At 36.1% G+C, this 13,832-nt stretch carries 14 protein-coding genes; 5 read left to right on the plus strand and 9 right to left on the minus strand.

Translation table 11 applies throughout. The features are described 5' to 3' along the window. Positions 1 to 66: 66 nt before the first annotated feature. The 5 genes from EUBHAL_RS03420 to EUBHAL_RS03440 all read right to left on the minus strand — a co-directional run bounded on the left by EUBHAL_RS03420 (position 67) and on the right by EUBHAL_RS03440 (position 5,704). Positions 67 to 2,091, minus strand: coding sequence for an ABC transporter permease (locus EUBHAL_RS03420; RefSeq protein ID WP_044921778.1), 2,025 nt, complete (start codon positions 2,089 to 2,091; stop codon positions 67 to 69). Continuing rightward, positions 2,084 to 2,851 carry an ABC transporter ATP-binding protein gene (locus EUBHAL_RS03425; protein ID WP_005344897.1) on the minus strand — a complete coding sequence of 256 codons (768 nt, stop codon included), beginning with the start codon at positions 2,849 to 2,851 and terminating at the stop codon, positions 2,084 to 2,086. Before EUBHAL_RS03425 ends, EUBHAL_RS03420 begins: the two co-directional genes overlap by 8 nt. Before the next feature lie 123 nt (positions 2,852 to 2,974). After that, a complete protein-coding gene (locus tag EUBHAL_RS03430) occupies positions 2,975 to 4,012 on the minus strand; it encodes a sensor histidine kinase (RefSeq protein WP_005344898.1) in 1,038 nt (345 codons plus the stop codon). A gap of 15 nt (positions 4,013 to 4,027) precedes the next feature. Further along, positions 4,028 to 4,702, minus strand: a complete 675-nt coding sequence (locus EUBHAL_RS03435; protein ID WP_005344899.1) for a response regulator transcription factor — start codon at positions 4,700 to 4,702, stop codon at positions 4,028 to 4,030. A 90-nt stretch (positions 4,703 to 4,792) separates the two neighbouring features. Further along, the gene (locus EUBHAL_RS03440) at positions 4,793 to 5,704 is read right to left on the minus strand and encodes a selenium metabolism-associated LysR family transcriptional regulator (protein WP_005344901.1); all 912 of its coding nucleotides are present in this window, start codon (positions 5,702 to 5,704) and stop codon (positions 4,793 to 4,795) included. Between the two features lie 343 nt (positions 5,705 to 6,047). Between EUBHAL_RS03440 and selD the strand changes: the two genes are divergently transcribed. The 5 genes from selD (at position 6,048) to EUBHAL_RS03465 (ending at position 9,410) form a co-directional block, all read left to right on the plus strand. Further along, on the plus strand, positions 6,048 to 7,076 hold the full coding sequence (gene selD / locus EUBHAL_RS03445; RefSeq protein ID WP_005344907.1) for a selenide, water dikinase SelD: 1,029 nt from the start codon (positions 6,048 to 6,050) through the stop codon (positions 7,074 to 7,076). A 199-nt stretch (positions 7,077 to 7,275) separates the two neighbouring features. Continuing rightward, positions 7,276 to 7,908, plus strand: coding sequence for a sulfurtransferase-like selenium metabolism protein YedF (yedF, locus tag EUBHAL_RS03450; protein WP_005344908.1), 633 nt, complete (start codon positions 7,276 to 7,278; stop codon positions 7,906 to 7,908). Between the two features lie 16 nt (positions 7,909 to 7,924). Continuing rightward, the gene (locus EUBHAL_RS03455; RefSeq protein ID WP_005344909.1) at positions 7,925 to 8,164 is read left to right on the plus strand and encodes a putative Se/S carrier protein; all 240 of its coding nucleotides are present in this window, start codon (positions 7,925 to 7,927) and stop codon (positions 8,162 to 8,164) included. A gap of 183 nt (positions 8,165 to 8,347) precedes the next feature. Beyond that, the gene (locus EUBHAL_RS03460) at positions 8,348 to 9,121 is read left to right on the plus strand and encodes an acyl-CoA dehydratase activase (RefSeq protein ID WP_005344910.1); all 774 of its coding nucleotides are present in this window, start codon (positions 8,348 to 8,350) and stop codon (positions 9,119 to 9,121) included. A gap of 10 nt (positions 9,122 to 9,131) precedes the next feature. Next, positions 9,132 to 9,410: a putative Se/S carrier protein gene (locus EUBHAL_RS03465; RefSeq protein ID WP_005344911.1), complete on the plus strand. Its 279-nt coding sequence runs from the start codon at positions 9,132 to 9,134 to the stop codon at positions 9,408 to 9,410. A gap of 108 nt (positions 9,411 to 9,518) precedes the next feature. On the opposite strand, the gene EUBHAL_RS03470 is transcribed toward EUBHAL_RS03465, so the two are convergent. The 4 genes from EUBHAL_RS03470 to EUBHAL_RS03485 all read right to left on the minus strand — a co-directional run bounded on the left by EUBHAL_RS03470 (position 9,519) and on the right by EUBHAL_RS03485 (position 13,785). Beyond that, positions 9,519 to 10,844 (minus strand): zinc ribbon domain-containing protein, encoded by a 1,326-nt coding sequence (locus EUBHAL_RS03470; RefSeq protein ID WP_005344913.1) that lies wholly within the window; start codon positions 10,842 to 10,844, stop codon positions 9,519 to 9,521. Positions 10,845 to 10,911: 67 nt separating this feature from the next. After that, the gene (locus tag EUBHAL_RS03475) at positions 10,912 to 11,766 is read right to left on the minus strand and encodes a YitT family protein (RefSeq protein WP_005344914.1); all 855 of its coding nucleotides are present in this window, start codon (positions 11,764 to 11,766) and stop codon (positions 10,912 to 10,914) included. Positions 11,767 to 11,955: 189 nt separating this feature from the next. Then, a complete protein-coding gene (locus EUBHAL_RS03480; RefSeq protein WP_005344916.1) occupies positions 11,956 to 12,342 on the minus strand; it encodes a DUF2500 domain-containing protein in 387 nt (128 codons plus the stop codon). 438 nt (positions 12,343 to 12,780) lie between these two features. Further along, positions 12,781 to 13,785, minus strand: a complete 1,005-nt coding sequence (locus EUBHAL_RS03485) for a hypothetical protein (protein WP_167534383.1) — start codon at positions 13,783 to 13,785, stop codon at positions 12,781 to 12,783. Positions 13,786 to 13,832 lie beyond the last annotated feature (47 nt).

Consider the following 13,832-nt stretch of genomic DNA (forward strand, 5'->3'; position numbering starts at 1 on the left):
ACACTACCCTATATTTGTGACTTTAGTCGCAGATATAGGGTAGTATCTCTCTGGGGGTTCGTCTGTTTATTCACCCCGGCAAATTATTATTTTGTAATATTCTCTTGCTGTTATACTATAAATTATCACATAGATTACTGCAAATACCGCTACTGTTCCTACTGTATACATGAAAAATAATGATATATTCGTAAGGTTTAACACACTGAGTAGCCTTGTGATAATTTTAAAAGCAAATGCCAGATGAATGACTGCCATAATCAGTGGCAGGAAGAAGACGAGTAGTACCTGGCTTCTTATGGACTGTCTGACTTCTTTTTTGCTCATTCCGACTTTTTGCATAATCTGGTAGCGTTCTCTATCATCGTAACCTTCAGATATCTGTTTGTAGTAGATGATAAGCACAGTCGCCATGAGGAAGATGATTCCGAGAAATATGCCGATGAAGAGAAATCCTCCGTAGAAGTTATAAAAGTTTTCCCGGCTTAGTTCTCTTCCTTCTATAAATGCAGACTTAAATTTTGCCTGAAGCTGTTCTTGAAGAATTTGTTCTGTTCTTTCTCGATTGGTTCTACTTCCATCTAAATTAAAGCTATAGACATATTGCATGAATTCATGATAATCTTCTACACTATCCTCCATATCATCTTTTCCATAAACAGCTTTTAAATACTTTTTAATAATATTGGTATCTTTAACTATGACATACCATCCATCGACGGAATTTGTTGCATCTGCTTTTGCAATTCTCATACTATCTAAATTTGCTGCTACTTTATAGGAATCATTATTTAAATGAACGGTTTCTTCATTCTTTATGCTGGATTTATTTTTATTTTTTCTATGGTAGATAAGTACTTCATTATCTGCAAGTTTTACTGCTTTTCCTTCTGTCTTATTATAATCAGAAAGCGGTATCATAACAAACTCGACTATGTTGGTATCGCCATAACTTTGTGCTGTTGTCATATTGAAGTTTTTAGTTTTGTCATTATATAATGCAGTAAAATTTCCTTCATGAAAACGTATCTGTGAAGTTGGATTTGTATGATTTTCTTTTGTAATACTAGCTACGAGTTCCCCGATTTGCCGTTCTTCATTTTGGTTGATTCCCTGATTTGTAATTTGGGCTTCAGATGGAAAACGTGTTACTAATACATCGTTCATTCCTGCATATAGAGAAATAGTGATAGAAACCATAACAAGTACCATCGTGCTTAATATACAAATATTCGCAAGACCTACTGCATTCTGTTTCATTCGATAAATCATACCAGATATGGCTGTAAAATGCCTTGTCTTATAATAATAACTCTTTTTTTTACGGAGTAACTTTAATAAAGTGATACTTCCCGCCATAAATAATGCATATGTTCCTGCGGCAACTAAAAGTACGGCAACAAAAAACTGACCTATTGCTTGAAGTGGTTCTTTTGTTGTAAGTGAAATATAGTAACCACCTGCTAAACAAACAGATCCGATGATTGTCATCAGCCATTTTGTTTTTGGTTCCCGCTCCCCAGCATTTCCTCCTCGAAGCAATTCAATCGGATTTGAAAGCTTCATCTGCACAAGGTTATACAGAAAAATTACAAAGAAAATGCATCCAAAAATAGCTGCCGTAATTCCTACAGAAACTGGAGAAATCATATACACGATATCTCTTTTCAAATGGAGGATTTTCAATAACACAAGATACACAAGTTTTCCAAAAAGGATTCCTGCTAAAATGCCGCCAATAATACTCACTGTTGTTGTAATTATAGATTCTATAAATAGCATTTTGGCAAGATGTCCTTTTCCCATACCTAAAATATTATAAATTCCTAACTCCTTTTTCCGGCGTTTGATAAGGAAACTATTTATATAAAACAAAAAGATAACCGAGAAAATAAGCAATACTACATTCGCATAAGAAAGCATAATTGATAGGGTTGCACCCGTTTTTACGAGGGAGGGATTTCGATATAAACTATCCATAATGAAATACATCATCACAGAAAATGCAGATGCTAAAATATATGGGAGATAATTTTTCCTATTATTTTTTAAATTCGTTACTGCAAGCTTTCCATAAATTTTACTATTCATCATCCGCACCTCCCGCTGTGATTGCAGTCATCGCATCGGAAATCTTCTGATACATCTGTGTCTCGCTGAGGTTTCCTTTGTAAATCTGATGAAATACCCGGCCGTCTTTAATAAATAAAACCCGCCCTGCTGTGCTTGCTGCCTTTACACTATGTGTTACCATCAGGATGGTCTGTCCATCTTGATTCAAACTGGTAAATAGCTTTAGCAGTTCTTTTGCTGCCTTAGAATCCAGTGCTCCGGTCGGTTCATCCGCCAGCAGAAGCTGCGGCTGTGTGATAACTGCTCTTGCAACGGCAGCTCTTTGCTTTTGCCCTCCCGAAACTTCATAGGGATACTTCTCCAGCAAGTTTTTGATACCAAGTTTATCTGCAAGTGGAAGAAGTCTTCTTTCCATTTCTCTATACGATGTTCCGGAAAGTACAAGCGGAAGAAAAATATTATCTTTTAAAGAAAAGGTATCCAGAAGATTAAAGTCCTGAAATACGAATCCCAGATTATTCCGGCGAAATGCCGCCATCTCTTTTTCTTTTACTTTGCTTAAATCTTTTTCTTTTAAAAATACTTTTCCTTCGGTCGGCTTATCAAGTGCCGCTAAAATATTAAGAAGTGTACTTTTTCCTGAACCAGATTCCCCCATAATTGCTACATATTCGCCCTGCTCCACAGAAAAGTTTACATCTTTTAATGCTTCCACCTGATTTCCGCCAAAGCGTGTTGTATATACTTTACGAACATTTTTTACATCTAATAATGCCATTATAATTCCCTGCCTTTCTTCTTCTCTAGAGCGTGTTTGAAAAATGCTCTAAGCTTACAGGTTTATTATAAAAAGAAAGTGCCGCTGCTTCCATCGAAGTACCTAACACTTTCTGCTCTTACCTTACATTTTTGTAAGATATATCTTTGTTCCTCTTCCCACTTCTGAATCTGCTGTAATATTCCACTGCAATTTATCCATAATATTTTTACATAAATACAGACCGATTCCGGTAGACTTCTTGTTCTCTCTGCCATTATATCCAGTAAAGCCTTTTTCAAAAATTCGCGGAAGATCTTCTGCCGGAATTCCAATTCCTGTATCTTCGATTACAAGAGATTTTTCTTTCATATAAATAGAAATCTGTCCCTTCTTTATATATTTCAAGGCATTCGATATGATTTGCTCGAGTACAAAAATAAACCATTTTTCATCTGTTACTATACAAGCTTTTGTCGGTTTAAAATCCATTTTTATCTTTTTAGATATGAAAATCTTTGCGTATTTTCGGATAACCTGACACACCATATCATCTACCGCATACTGTTTAAAAGATAAATCTGAAGATATGTCTTCAACTCTTAGATAATTTAATGCCATCTCCACATACTGCTCTATCTTGAACAGTTCCATTTTCATATCAGAAACAGGTATTGATTCCTGAATAATTTCTAACCGTTTATTTATCCGGCTGTTCACTATATCTTCTTCATATAAAAATTGCTCCGTATTTTGCAATAAAATATCCAATGCAGCAATCGGTGTTTTGATCTGATGAACCCACATGCCATAATAATCAAGCAGCTCTTTTTTTGCAATTCGATTCTTAGAAATAAGCTCCTGCTTTGCCTGATATAATTCCTTTGCAAGTTCCTGATAATCATATTCAATAATATCCATATGCTCTGGGAGTTGTTCTGCATCGTCAAAAAACTGCTCCCTGTTGATATGTAATAACTTATGCCGTTTATAATATTTGTAAAAATCAATAAACAGACATACTGCACACCACACAAAAGACAATTCGCATCCATAGATAATCGCATCAAAAGGAATATCATATAAATAAAATAGTATTCCAAATATCACAACGATTCCTGTAAATATAATAATTGGCATTTTGCGGATTTTCAAAAATGAAAAAATACTTTCTTTGATCATTTCTCTTTCTTTCCTCTATTTATCCAAATAATACCCGATTCCTTTTTTCGTCTTAATTCGTCCTTCCATACCTGCATTTTCTAACTTCTTACGAAGTCTTGCCACATTTACTGTAAGTGTATTATCATCAATAAATTCGTCACTCTCCCACAGCCTTGCGATAATATCATCTCTTGCAACAATCTTTCCGGCATTCTCCATAAGCATCTGCAAAATACGAAATTCATTTTTAGTAAGAGATATTTTCTCCCCCTTATAAGAAAGCGAAGCATCATTTAAATTAAGAAGCATTCCTTCATGCTCTAACACATTGACATTGCCTTGAAAGGAGTAGGCCCGGCGTAGTAATGCCTGTACCTTGGCTGTTAGTACATTTAGATCAAATGGCTTCTCGATAAATTCATCGCCGCCCATATTCATTGCCATCACTATGTTCATATTATCATTCATAGAGGATAAAAACAGAATTGGAACACTCGATATTTTCCGGATTTCCTGACACCAGTAAAATCCGTTATAGAACGGCAAACCAATATCTAAAATAACAAGCTGCGGATCAAACTGCTGAAATGCTTCCATCACACATTTAAAATCTTCTATCTGTTTGGTCTCATAATCCCACCGCTCCAGATGTGCTGCCACATTCGAAGCAATCGTAGAATCATCTTCGACAATTAAAATTCGATACATTTTTCCTCTCTATTCCTTTTAGTGTATGTTCAACAAAAATTCTTGATTATACCGACTTTGTTGAACCGTTAATAAGTTACATATATCTCCTTAAAATTCTTTTTTAAAATACTTCTCTGTATAATGAATAAACCTTTTCACTATTTCCGGAAGAAAAGATTCATTTTTATAGATAAGATATAATTCCCTGCAAAATTCCTTTTCCGGCAATCTATAAATCAATATCTTTCCAGACTCATGTAATTCTCTTATCATTTGATATGACAAAATCGAAATTCCCATTCCAGCTTCCACACAATCTCTTAGCATCTCTGCACTATCAAAGGTTGCAATAATGTTTAAGTCTTCTTCTTCTATTCCAAAATACTTCAAGCTGCCGAGTGCCTCTTTCATTGTTCCAGAGTACTGTCTTCTTGCTAAAAATGGTGCTTCTAAAATCTGTCTTAAATCACTCTCCCCAGAATCACTTTCTCCGGCAAAAATCTTCTGATACTCCTTTGTATTTGGTGCTGCCAAAACCAAATGGTCTTTTATCAGTGGAATGTACTTGCACTGCTTTTCTACCTTTGTCCCAACAAATCCAATATCGAGACTTCCCTCTTTTACCCGACGAATAATATCTAAACTATCCGCACTCGTCATCTCCACCTGCGTATTTACATTTTTCTTTAAAAATCCACTCAATATTGTAGGAACAAACCACTGTGCCGGAACAGAAGATGTACCAATCCGAAGAAACTCACTTCCATTCCCCCCAACTTCCATTATTGCTTTCCGATGTAAAAGTAAAATATCTACTGCATACTTATAAAGTTTTACCCCATCTTCTGTCAATTCAAAATTTCTTGCTGTACGTCGAATCAGCTTTTTCCCAAGCTCATGCTCTAAGGCTGACATATGTGTACTGACTGTAGATTGCGAGAGATGCATTTTCTTCGATGCTGCCAAAAAACCTTTACATTCTGCAACATTTGCAAAAATCTGCAATTGATGTATATCCATTTTCTCACTTTCCTTTCCGGTAAGTTTAAAATACTCTGGTCGAAAACACTCCAGAATAAATATATTTTACCATATCTATCGTTTTTATCAATAATCCTATCTATATTATCGAAATAATGAATTTTACTTTCTGTACAATATCTATTAAACTAATTTTAGAATAAATTACATTATGTTGGGAAATTTTATCCAAAATGTACTCGCAAAATCGGTTACAAAAGTAAATGTATGAAAAGTTCTGAAATTACATTGAAGAGGAATCATAAAAGTATTTTTCAGTGGTAACAAGCACATACATAAAAAGCACTGAGAGTACATCCCACATAAAAGGAGGCTGCCTATTATGGAAAAAGAAAAACTATTTTGCAAGGGAGGAGGATGTACCGCTAAACTTGGTGCCGGTATTTTAAGTCGTATATTATCGAAGCTACCGCAGGGTCCGGAAGATGAGAATCTTCTTGTCGGTTATGACAGTAAAGATGATGCCGCTGTCTATAAGATATCTGATGATATTGCTTTTGTACAAACCCTTGATTTCTTTCCTCCGATGGTCGATGACCCTTACACTTTTGGGAAAATCGCTGCTACAAATGCATTAAGTGATATTTACGCAATGGGCGGTGAAGTAAAGACCGCCTTAAATATTGTCTGTTTTCCTGAAAAAATGGATTTGAACATTTTAGGTGAAATTATGCGAGGCGGTGCCGAAAAAGTAATTGAAGCCGGCGGAACACTTGCCGGAGGGCACTCTATTGCTGATTCGGATGTGAAATATGGTCTTTCTGTTACCGGCATCGTCAATCCGAATAAAATCTATACGAATAACGGGGCGAAACCGGGCGATGCACTGATTCTTACGAAGCGGCTTGGTGTCGGCATTATCTGCACAGCAAATCGAGTAGGAGAAGCTTCTGTGGAAGCAATGAAAGCCGTAACAGACTCCATGACAACCTTGAACAAGTACGCCGCAGAGTGTTGCAGGAATTTCGAAATCCATGCCTGCACAGACGTTACAGGATTTAGTTTTCTAGGCCACCTTCATGAAATGATGGATGGACAGCTTTCCTGTCATATTCACGCAAAACAGGTTCCTGTCTTTGAAGAGGCCTTACGACACGCCGATGAATTCCTTTTAACTGCTGCCGGACAGAGGAACCGAAACTTTACCGGTCCATTTGTTCAATTTAAAGATATCCCATTTGCAATGGAAGAAATTCTTTTTGATCCTCAGACATCCGGTGGTCTGCTCATTTCTCTTGCAAAAGAAGATGCACCTGCTCTTCTTGGCAAGTTAAAAGCTTCCGGTCTTCCTGCTGAGATTGTCGGAGAAGTTTTGGAAAAAGCAGAACCAGAAATTTTAGTCACGAATTAAATGACTTCTACCTATTTAGAATTTTAAAAAACACAACCTACTCTTAGAATCTTTCTTACAAAATAAATACCAGAATGATTCATAGAACATATCAGATGTGCAGTAAAAGTATGGCTTCATTGCATGACGCACATCTTGCAGCAAGAATGCCGAGACATTCTTTACATTCTTTATAAATATACAAAATGGAGGAACCATCATGATTAAAGTAAATGCAATAGGCGATGCCTGCCCAATCCCCGTAGTAAAAACTAAAAATGCTATCCGCGAATTACAGGGTGGAGGGACAGTTGAGACACTTGTTGATAATGAAATTGCCGTACAAAACCTTACAAAGATGGCAAACCAGAAAGGATACGATGTACATTCTGAAAAAGTTGCTGATAATGAATTTAAAGTCACAATGACTGTAAATGCAGAAGCGGCACAGATTGCCGCTAATAATGCTGTGTCAACAATAGAAGAAGAAAGCTGTCCGATCACTCCGTTAAATAAAAAAAATACGGTCGTAGTTATCCGCTCAAATCAGATGGGAAACGGCGAAGAAGAACTTGGAAAAGCTTTATTAAAAGGATTTATCTATACCTTAAGCCAGCAAGATACTCTTCCTTCTACTATCCTTTTCTATAATAGCGGTGCATATATCACTTGTGAAGACTCTGCCTCTATTGAAGATTTAAAATCTTTAGAAGCCCAGGGTGTTGAAATCCTCACCTGCGGAACCTGTTTAAACTTTTATGGCATTACGGATAAATTACAAGTTGGCGAAGTGACAAATATGTATGTGATTGCAGAAAAAATGACACAGGCTGACTTAATCGTGCAGCCTTAAATAAAGGAGTTTGCCTATGCTTAGAAAGAAAAAGCCTGCATTCATCATCGCATTTGACGCAACCACACAGGCAATGGCAACCGATAAACTCTGTGCAAAAAATGGTCTTCCCGGACGATTAATTCCTGTTCCACGCGAAATTACCGCCGGCTGTGGCTTTGCCTGGAAATCCGCTCCAGAAGATAAAACTATTTTAATAGAAGCACTCACCAAAGAAGGAATCGAGTGGGCTTCTACACATATTTTAGAAATTTAATTTATAAACATTCAACTTTATCAATCTATTTTTCAGAATTCATTTTTATCAATATGTCATATTTTAGGTATTCCAATTCGTCAATATCTTTACAAACGACATATTGATAAACTTGATTTCTCTATATCTAGTTTTTATTGATTAAGTGCTGTTGATAAAGAAAAAATATTCAGGATACTTATTATGAACAAATATTTTATTGGTATTGATATTGGTTCTACCTGCGCTAAAACAGTTGTCATGAATCATGAAAAAGAGATTCTCCACCGTTTTTTACAGCCAACTGGCTGGAGCAGTGTAGATACTGCAAAGCAAATACAGGAAACGCTCATGGAAAAGGGAATCCTGCCAGAAGAATCCGTTGTTGTCGCAACCGGATACGGTCGTGTCTCTGTTCCTTATGCTGCAAAATGCGTCACAGAAATTACCTGCCATGCAAAAGGAGCCTGCTATATTCATAAAAATGAAAATATGCTCCTCATTGACATCGGGGGACAGGATACGAAAATCATCCGCATTGAAAACGGTATGGTTACCGACTTCCTCATGAATGATAAATGTTCCGCCGGAACAGGCCGATTCCTTGAAGTCATGGCAAATACATTATCTCTAACCCCACAAGATCTGTGTGAGCTTGCTGCAAAAGGCAGCGGAACTTCTATCAGCTCCATGTGTACTGTGTTTGCAGAATCTGAGGTAATCAGTTTGATCGGACGTGGAGAATCAAGAGAAAACATTGCCTTTGCCGTTATCGACTCTATCGTACAAAAAGTTGTATCACAGGCAGCAAGACTTACAAACGGACAAGAAGAATGCATTTGTCTTACTGGTGGATTGTGCGATTACTCTTATCTTAAAAAATCGCTCGGAGAATCTTTAAAAACAGATGTATTAACCGATACTGACGGTCGCTATGCCGGAGCAATTGGTGCAGCGCTTTCTGCCACCACTATCTGAATTACAATCTATGAGAATGATTAAAGGCGGATTAAAATATTATATCTTATTCGAAAACTATGAGCAGGGACTTGCCCTTCATGATGTCTTAGATTCCGATGACATTCCAAACCGAATTGCCCCGGCTCCCAGAGCCATTCAGGGTAAATTATCCTGCGGTATGTCCCTTCTCATAGAACCTGCTCACATAGAACAAGTACGACTTTCCATTGAAAAGCACCAAGCAGAATACCATACCATCGTACCCCTCGAAGGACAGGTAAAACCAAAGCGAGATAAATATTGTTGAATTACTATTTTTTTAGATAACAGAAAAACCCCAGAAACATTAGTTTCTGGGGCAAATCTTACGCTTGAACACAAGTACCTTGCGGTACGATATATATACAAAAACTTATTACAACAATTTCCATTTAGCATTATCAACTTGCAGACTATAACCACAATAGGAACAACAACCGTTATTATCCGGAATATAGTTAGCCCCACAACTTGGACATTCCTTTTCCATCACAACGGCCTGGCCTTTGGACTTGATTCGATTCGGATAACGAGATCGGCAAAGCTTCCAGTTATGCTTTTCACTTTTCGTCACAATATGCTTATTATTTTGAAGAAAGGTTTGCTTCAACATCGCTTCCACAGAAATCGTCGTCTTGTCAGACGTATTTTCCACACCTTTTAGCTTTATATTATTAACACTGTAAGAAAGCAGCTCTGGGGTAAGAAGTGTTTTGTACAACGCTTCATTGATATTACTTATTAACCAGCCCTCATCATAACGGACAATCTCTTTCTCAAGATTCTCCAGCTCATCTATTTTCCTTGCTCTGATCCAAAGAAGACTCAGACTCAGTATAATTGTAAGTGTCATCGCAACACCAATTGCAATATACATATTCGTGATCAAATAAACACAAGGAAATGTCGGTAAAAACGAAAGTAAAATCGTTACACTGGTATACTTTAGATTATCCATATTCGGATCTGGTGTCTGATAAATCATAAAATCTTCGATTTGCCAGTCATAGAAATTACTCTGAATAAACCCTCCACAATAAGGACAGTTTGTCTCATCACCTTTTAACTGTATCTGTGCCCCACAGCTTGGACAAAATATTTCCGAATACTTTGAGTAAAATCTCTGCTCCTTCTGCCTGTCTTTCTCTCCCACTTCATTGTGACGAATATGACGAGACTGCCGAAGCAATATCGACCCATGCGGATAAATCGATTCATGAATTACCTTACCACTGTCTCTATGTAAATATTTATCAGAAACAGCGGCTTCTACGATAACTTCCCTCCATTCACGTCCTGAATCACTCCAATGCCGGAAGTCTCTCTTTTTGGCATTCTCTTCTGATAACTTCACATTCGTAAAATGTAGCTGCCTTGATAAACCTCTTCCTTCAAGCAGCTTTACTTCATGCATTACTTTTTCTTGAAAAGTCCGATCCATTCTTACTGTACTCTTTTGCAAATTACCGGTTTGCATCAAAGTAAGCAGCTCCTCCAGAACATTCGATATCTTTTTCGGTACTTTCTCCGTTCTCAAAGACTTCGCTTCCGGTTGTGCCAATCTTTTTTTCACCACAAAATACCAGTTACTTGGCAAAAATCGTTCAAAATTCCACTCCAGTATGCGGCTTGCAACAATATACCCTAATGCACAAGCCCACACAAATGCAAAAACACTCGCCTCACTCCATGTAAGTTTCATCAAAAATCACCTCCTCATATATCCATAGATTACTACAACAACATCCTTTTCTCCATGCTCAATTCTTCTACTTCTTAGGCAAATACCGCATATCCGATACCGTATATACTGTAATAAATGCCTCTGGATCTTCCTGATTGATATACTTCATCAATTTCTGATACTCCCCTTTGTCTACAATGGTAATGATCTCATTTCTTTTTTCCATATTATAAGCACCAATCGCTTCGTAAATAGTTGCCCCACTGTGCAGATCACGAACAATAAACTGCCGCAATTCCTCTTCCTTTTTTGTAATAATACAGACCCGTCGTTTGATATTATGATCAAAAATAAAATGATCCAAAACAATACCATTAAAATAAGTTCCCAATACACTGAGTACTACAGTTTTCTTATCATAAACCAGCGCCGCCGAAAGTGCCACACACATCCCCGACAAAGACATCGCTTTCCCCAGCTCCATATGAAAATATTTATTTATAATCTTAGCTACAATATCCAATCCCCCAGAAGAAGCATTCCGGTTGAATAAAATACTCAGACCCACACTCACTACCAGAATGTAACAAAGAACATCCAGTTCCTGACTATTCGTAATAGAACCGGTATTGGGAAAAATGTTCTCAAATATACCCAGAAACACTGGCAGCATAACACTCGTGTAAACTGTTTTAAGCCCGAATTCCTTTCCGCAGGTAAAAAATCCAATAATTAATAAAACTACATTAAGAATCATCGTAATCGCTGATAATGGCAGCGGAACAAAATTCGACAGAACAATACCCAGACCTGACATACTGCTAATCGACGTATGACTCGGAACCAGAAAAAAGTAAACAGCAACAGCTATAATAGCAATTGCGATGGTAAGGATATTTATTTCTATCAAAATAGACTTGTAATCTGTCTTCGTTTTCATATTATTTTTTTATCTCCTCCTGTGTTAAAGACTATTACTGCATGAATAAAAAGTATAATTGAGCCGATGATTAAAAACATCATTTCCCTTCATTTATTTTTCTTATTGAATTTTGGAACTGTCAATTCGCTATACATGGTATTAAATAATTCTGTTAGAAACTGCTTATTTTTAATAGCTCTTATGTCTCTATTTGCGCTCAAATCCAAGATATCTTGTCCCTTGAAAATTTAATGTTCCAGCATCTCCTTCTATTAGCATTCCATACTCAGAACCACTCATAGAAAATTCTATTCTGTCACCGCTGTCTACCTCGAAAGTTACATAATAGGAAGTGGATGAGGTAGTTCTATATCCATGAGAGCCGCTCATGTCCCCATTATTAGGATGTTGATGATGGGAGACTTCCGTTCGTTTGGCAACTACCCTGGCTGATACATTGAGCCGTGGAGAGTGATTGTTTTTATTCCATGTGGTAATACTTGTGATAATGCCGTATGCTAATATGATAAAAACGCTACAAAATATTAGTGCGAAGGCGATGTTAAATAGCATATCAAATCCATAAAATAACATAGTGTTTCTCCTTCTCATATTTTCTCCTCTTAGAAATATGTGTTTTACGATAATTTTATCATACAGCAATTATAACTTCAAATAGGAATTTGCGAGGTGAGTAAACAAACGGCCCAGCAAATTCCTATTTTTCCACCCAACAGAAAAACCCCAGAAACATTAGTTTCTGGGGTGAATCTTACGCTTGAACACAAGTACCTTGCGGTACGATATATATAAAATCTAGTATTATTCAGTTACTAATTATATAAGTTCGTGATTACTCGATGATAGAAGCAACACGTCCTGATCCTACAGTACGTCCACCTTCACGGTATCAGAATGGGATATTGCAGAACGTAAGTGGTTATTTTTCGTTTGGTTTATGATGAAAAATGTGAATTTTTTGCTGATTCCATGGGGTTTGGGAGGATTTTGTTATCAGGGTGTTATCGCACATCACTCTTCCATTCCTTCCCTTTTTGTATTAAATGTCAATAACATATCCATTAAAACATCTATAAATGCATTATCAAGATCTTTCAATAATTCATGTGATTCATTATTTAATATATACATATTATGCACTAATAAACATCTTACCGAATACAAGTTTTCTGCCATTGTACTACACGTTTTTTTTCCGTTAAGTTGTAAAAGTTTTTTACAACAATCATTTAAAATTGCTACATCTTCCCCGGATATTTCTACATAATTTGAAAATAGCCACTTCACTCTTTGCTTTTCTAATACCATGTTTCCCAAGTCATCACGTTTATCAAAAAGAGAACCCTTATTGCTCGTCAACTGGGCAACAAATTTTTTAAACTTATCTTCAAAAACAACCGAAATCAAAATTTCAATAATTTGATAATATGTATGAAACTTTGCAAATGCTTCTTGATTTTTTGGTACTTCCTTTTCAAATAACGTATGTATATATTTTATATTACGTAATTCCCTAGATATTGGTTGAAGATTAATTCTTTTATTAGCTTTTTCTATAGTAGAATACAAATTTCCTTTTTCAGAATAAGAATATCCTTTTTGATATAAACTAACCGTATAATCTTCAAGCTGAAAATTATTAATTTTTTTAGTATTCTCTTTATCTAAAACCAAAATTGTACTTGTATCATCATAAAAATCTGACAACACTACTATTTCTGAAAATTTCTGGTTATAGCAGTTTATATTTTCTAAGAGCCAGCAACTCGCAACATAGGCATATCTAAGAAAAAATTTATTTTTTACATAATCATGCTGTCTAGACATTAACGCCTGTATAGGAAAAATCCATCCTATCCTTTCTTTTGAAGCATAGACCTGATAAATACTATTTTCTGAATAATCTTCTCTATCATTTCTTAATAAATAATATTCAAAATCTCTCGGATTATATTCTGCATCCAGATTTAATAGAGGATAATACTCACATATTACTTTATTTTCTTTATCCTTCATTTCAAAGATATTTTCTGTGTCATTATATTGAAACGATACACATTCAA

Source organism: Anaerobutyricum hallii DSM 3353 (assembly GCF_000173975.1).
GTDB classification, from domain to species: domain Bacteria; phylum Bacillota; class Clostridia; order Lachnospirales; family Lachnospiraceae; genus Anaerobutyricum; species Anaerobutyricum hallii.

Excerpts from the sequence above, each read along its gene's own strand:
- EUBHAL_RS03420 (WP_044921778.1), bottom strand. The coding sequence starts at position 2,091 with ATGAATAGTAAAATTTATGGAAAGCTTGCAGTAACGAATTTAAAAAAT.
- EUBHAL_RS03425 (WP_005344897.1), bottom strand. The coding sequence starts at position 2,851 with ATGGCATTATTAGATGTAAAAAATGTTCGTAAAGTATATACAACACGC.
- EUBHAL_RS03430 (WP_005344898.1), bottom strand. The coding sequence starts at position 4,012 with ATGATCAAAGAAAGTATTTTTTCATTTTTGAAAATCCGCAAAATGCCA.
- EUBHAL_RS03435 (WP_005344899.1), bottom strand. The coding sequence starts at position 4,702 with ATGTATCGAATTTTAATTGTCGAAGATGATTCTACGATTGCTTCGAAT.
- EUBHAL_RS03440 (WP_005344901.1), bottom strand. The coding sequence starts at position 5,704 with ATGGATATACATCAATTGCAGATTTTTGCAAATGTTGCAGAATGTAAA.
- selD (WP_005344907.1), top strand. The coding sequence starts at position 6,048 with ATGGAAAAAGAAAAACTATTTTGCAAGGGAGGAGGATGTACCGCTAAA.
- yedF (WP_005344908.1), top strand. The coding sequence starts at position 7,276 with ATGATTAAAGTAAATGCAATAGGCGATGCCTGCCCAATCCCCGTAGTA.
- EUBHAL_RS03455 (WP_005344909.1), top strand. The coding sequence starts at position 7,925 with ATGCTTAGAAAGAAAAAGCCTGCATTCATCATCGCATTTGACGCAACC.
- EUBHAL_RS03460 (WP_005344910.1), top strand. The coding sequence starts at position 8,348 with ATGAACAAATATTTTATTGGTATTGATATTGGTTCTACCTGCGCTAAA.
- EUBHAL_RS03465 (WP_005344911.1), top strand. The coding sequence starts at position 9,132 with ATGAGAATGATTAAAGGCGGATTAAAATATTATATCTTATTCGAAAAC.
- EUBHAL_RS03470 (WP_005344913.1), bottom strand. The coding sequence starts at position 10,844 with ATGAAACTTACATGGAGTGAGGCGAGTGTTTTTGCATTTGTGTGGGCT.
- EUBHAL_RS03475 (WP_005344914.1), bottom strand. The coding sequence starts at position 11,766 with ATGAAAACGAAGACAGATTACAAGTCTATTTTGATAGAAATAAATATC.
- EUBHAL_RS03480 (WP_005344916.1), bottom strand. The coding sequence starts at position 12,342 with ATGTTATTTTATGGATTTGATATGCTATTTAACATCGCCTTCGCACTA.
- EUBHAL_RS03485 (WP_167534383.1), bottom strand. The coding sequence starts at position 13,785 with ATGAAGGATAAAGAAAATAAAGTAATATGTGAGTATTATCCTCTATTA.